Origin of the sequence: Quadrisphaera setariae, assembly GCF_008041935.1 — a bacterium.
Taxonomy (GTDB): domain Bacteria; phylum Actinomycetota; class Actinomycetes; order Actinomycetales; family Quadrisphaeraceae; genus Quadrisphaera; species Quadrisphaera setariae.
In genome coordinates this window covers 1-3212 of record NZ_VKAC01000028.1, presented here as the reverse complement: position 1 = coordinate 3212, position 3212 = coordinate 1, and the positions used below count along the sequence as shown (strand labels likewise).

The following is a 3212-nucleotide window of genomic DNA, read 5'->3' as shown; positions in this document are numbered from 1 at the left end:
CAGCCCCACAGCCCCACAGCCCCACAGCCCCACAGCCCCACAGCCCCACAGCCCCACAGCCCCACAGCCCCACAGCCCCACAGCCCCACAGCCCCACAGCCCCACAGCCCCACAGCCCCACAGCCCCACAGAGAGCGTCCCGGCCTCGGTAGCCGTCCGCGTTCGGGGCCACACCTCCCGCGGGGGTGTCAGCCGCCGATGTGCGACCAGGTCGGCGATCACCGTGGTCGCGACCCGGGCTGTGGGTCGACGTTGAGATCCACCGGCGTGCTCACCGCCGGAAGGAGAGTCACATCGGCACGGGCGCCGCAGCGGTTGCCTTCGCGGTCAACGACCCGACGGGCCAGCTGCGCCCCACGCATCCAGCTCTGCTCGCGGGCATGGTCGACCAGCACAGCCAAGTCGCAGCGATGGAGGGTCCTTATGACCGGGGCCACGTGGGCAACGCGCATCCCCACAGCCGCGTAGTCCCGGCCTGAGAGGGGGTCTGCTGCACGAACAGGTGACAGTGGGTCTCAGGCGGCGAGTATCACCTGAGTGCTGTTCATGGTCTCGTACTCCACCGGCGTCAGACGACCAAGTCGGGCCTGGCGACGACGGCGGTGGTAGGTCCTCTCGATCCAGGTGATGATCGCCAACCGCAGATCCTGGCGAGTGACCCAACGGCGCCGGTCCAGCACGTTCTTCTGCAACAACGAGAAGAACGACTCCATCGCCGCGTTGTCCCCGGCCGAGGCGACCTGACCCATCGACCCGGCCAGGTCATGACGTCGCAGCTCGACCAAGAATTTCCTCGATCGAAATTGACTGCCTCGGTCCGAGTGGACGACGCACCCGGCCACCGCATCGGTGCCGCCGCGTCGTGCGACAGCGCTGCGCAGCGCATCCACGGCCAGCCGTGACTTCATCCGGTCGCTGATGGAGTAGCCCACGATCCGCCCCGAGTACACGTCCTTGATCGCGCACAGATAGAGCTTGCCTTCGCTGGTGGGGTGCTCGGTGATGTCGGTCAGCCACAGCCGGTTCGCCGCGGTGGCGGTGAAGTCGCGGCGCACCAGGTCCTCGTGGGCCGGCGGGCCGGGCCTCTTGCCGTTCGCCGAGCGCAACTTGGGCGAACGCTGACCACCAGCCGTTCTGCGCGCAGGTGCGCCACATCGTCCGGTCGCAGCCGACCAGGCCGGCGTGGCGCACCTCATCGCCCAGGAGGCGGTAGCCGTACTCGGGGTCGTCGCGGTGGGCCTCGAGCAGGGCGTTGGCCAGGTAGGCCTGGTCCACCTCGCGGGTGGTGATGGGGGCAGCGAGCCAGCGGTAGTAGGGCTGGCGGGCGAGCTTGAGGACCCGGCACGTCACCGCCACGGGGATCCCATGGTCGGCGAGCTCTTTCACGAGCGGGTAGAGCCTTTTCCCGGCAGGTGGGCCTGGGACAGGTAGGCCGTGGCCCGGCGCAGGACCTCGACTTCTTGTTCCAGGAGGCGGTTGCGGCGGCGCAGCTCGCGGACCTCAGCGGCTTGGTCGGCGGTCATGCCGGGTCGGTTGCCGTCCTCGACGTCGGCGGCGCGGATCCAGTTGCGCAGGCAGGACTCCGAGATGCCGAAGTCCTTGGCGACCTCGGCCAAGGTGGTGTCGCCGCGGCGGGCGACGGCCACGACGTCCTCGCGGAACTCCTTGGGGTGGGGCTTGGGCACGGTGACGATCCTTCCAGCGACGCCCCTGAGCGTCACAGATCAGGTGTCACCTGTTCGTGCAGCAGACCCAGGTGCCCACCGCGCGGTGGTGGCGACCGGTGTCATTGCTGCACCTACTGGGCCGCATCGGCAACGTCGAGCTGGACCCCGAACACCGCGCACAAACCGGTATCACCCGAGGTGGCCGCCTGTGGCCATCGTCGTGGTGACGCGCAGGGCGCGGCGGAGCTGCTCACTCGCGGCGCTCACGACGGTGCAAGCGACGGCTGAGAACTGATTCCCTGGCAACGTCCAAAAGCAGACTCCCTGGTTGTTGGACGTGGTGGTGAGGAGTTCCTCGACGACGGGGTCGAAGAGGTGTTCGTGCCCGTGCGGGTCGCTGCCGCGGGCTGGGCGGCCAGCAACTTCCCGCGGGCTCCGGTACGCCGGGACGCCCCGACGAGGTGGCGACCTCGGCGTGGGGACCAGCCGGCCGATCATCGCGGTGGCCACCACGTCATCACCGATGACCTCAACCCAACGCCCGAACGGCAGATTCAGGACGATCAGCAGCGACCCGCTCTCGTGCCGGGCGGCGACCACCTGGAAGAACAGGTTCGCGGCCGTACTGGCCGATGGGATGTACAGACTTCATCGATGGTCAACAGCCGGTCCTTGCGCAGCCGCTTGATCTCCGTGGCCAGCCGGCCCTCCTCGTGGGCGGCCCCCAACGTGCCAACCACCCAGCGGTGTCGGACAGCACCGGGTACCCGGCGTGAACGGCCTTGCACCCCAGCGCGATTCCCAGGTGGGTCTTGTCGACCCAGGCGGGCCGAGCAGCACCAAGTCGTCCGCCCTGCCCATCCGGGCGGCGCTAGCCAGGTTGACCAGCACCTCCTGCGCAGCCCCGCTGGTGATCACCGTTGTGGTCCTCCAAAGCCTTCACCGTCGGGGAGTGGGCCCCGCCCGCGCGGATGGCGCAGCCGTTGGCTTCACGGTCAGCGGCTCAGCGGGCCAGGACCGCGGCCAGGTACTCCTCGTGGCTCGAGTTCTGCTCACGGGCCTGGTCGGCCAGCCCGACCGAGGTAGCGGCCATGGTGGGGGTGCTCAGCATCCGGGCCAAGCAGGTCAGGTGCGCCGGGACGGTGGCGTGTTTGTGGCCGGGCACCGGCCGGGCCCGGCCCCGCATCAGCGGGTGTGCTCAGCACACAGGGGGTCGCGATCGGGCCCACCGACGCAGTCCCAGGCACCGACCCGTCTTCGCGCACGCAGAAACCCCGCCCCAACCGCACCATCAGCTTCCGACCGACCACCGACGCCATCGCTGGCCGCGGCATCAGCGACAGGAACGGTAACCAAGGCCCGACGAGGTCGGCGGACGGCAGCGAGCAACGGACGCGCGCTCGCGCACGTCCAACTACGCCGCCGGCTTGTTCACGACACGGCGGGGACGCGGGGATGCTGTCGAGATGAGGCAGGGATGCTGTCGGATGATGCGGGGATGTTGGGGGGATGCGGAAAAGGGGCTGGGTTGCATCGCTGCAACCC

2 pseudogenes are annotated in these 3212 nt (G+C 69.4%); both read right to left on the bottom strand.

Features of this window, described 5'->3' with window-relative positions:
* Positions 1–515 precede the first annotated feature (515 nt).
* Positions 516–1685, bottom strand: a pseudogene (locus tag FMM08_RS22730) (IS3 family transposase).
* 395 nt (positions 1686–2080) lie between these two features.
* Positions 2081–2778: pseudogene (locus tag FMM08_RS24260) on the bottom strand (ATP-binding protein); the annotation flags it as partial.
* Positions 2779–3212: the final 434 nt, after the last annotated feature.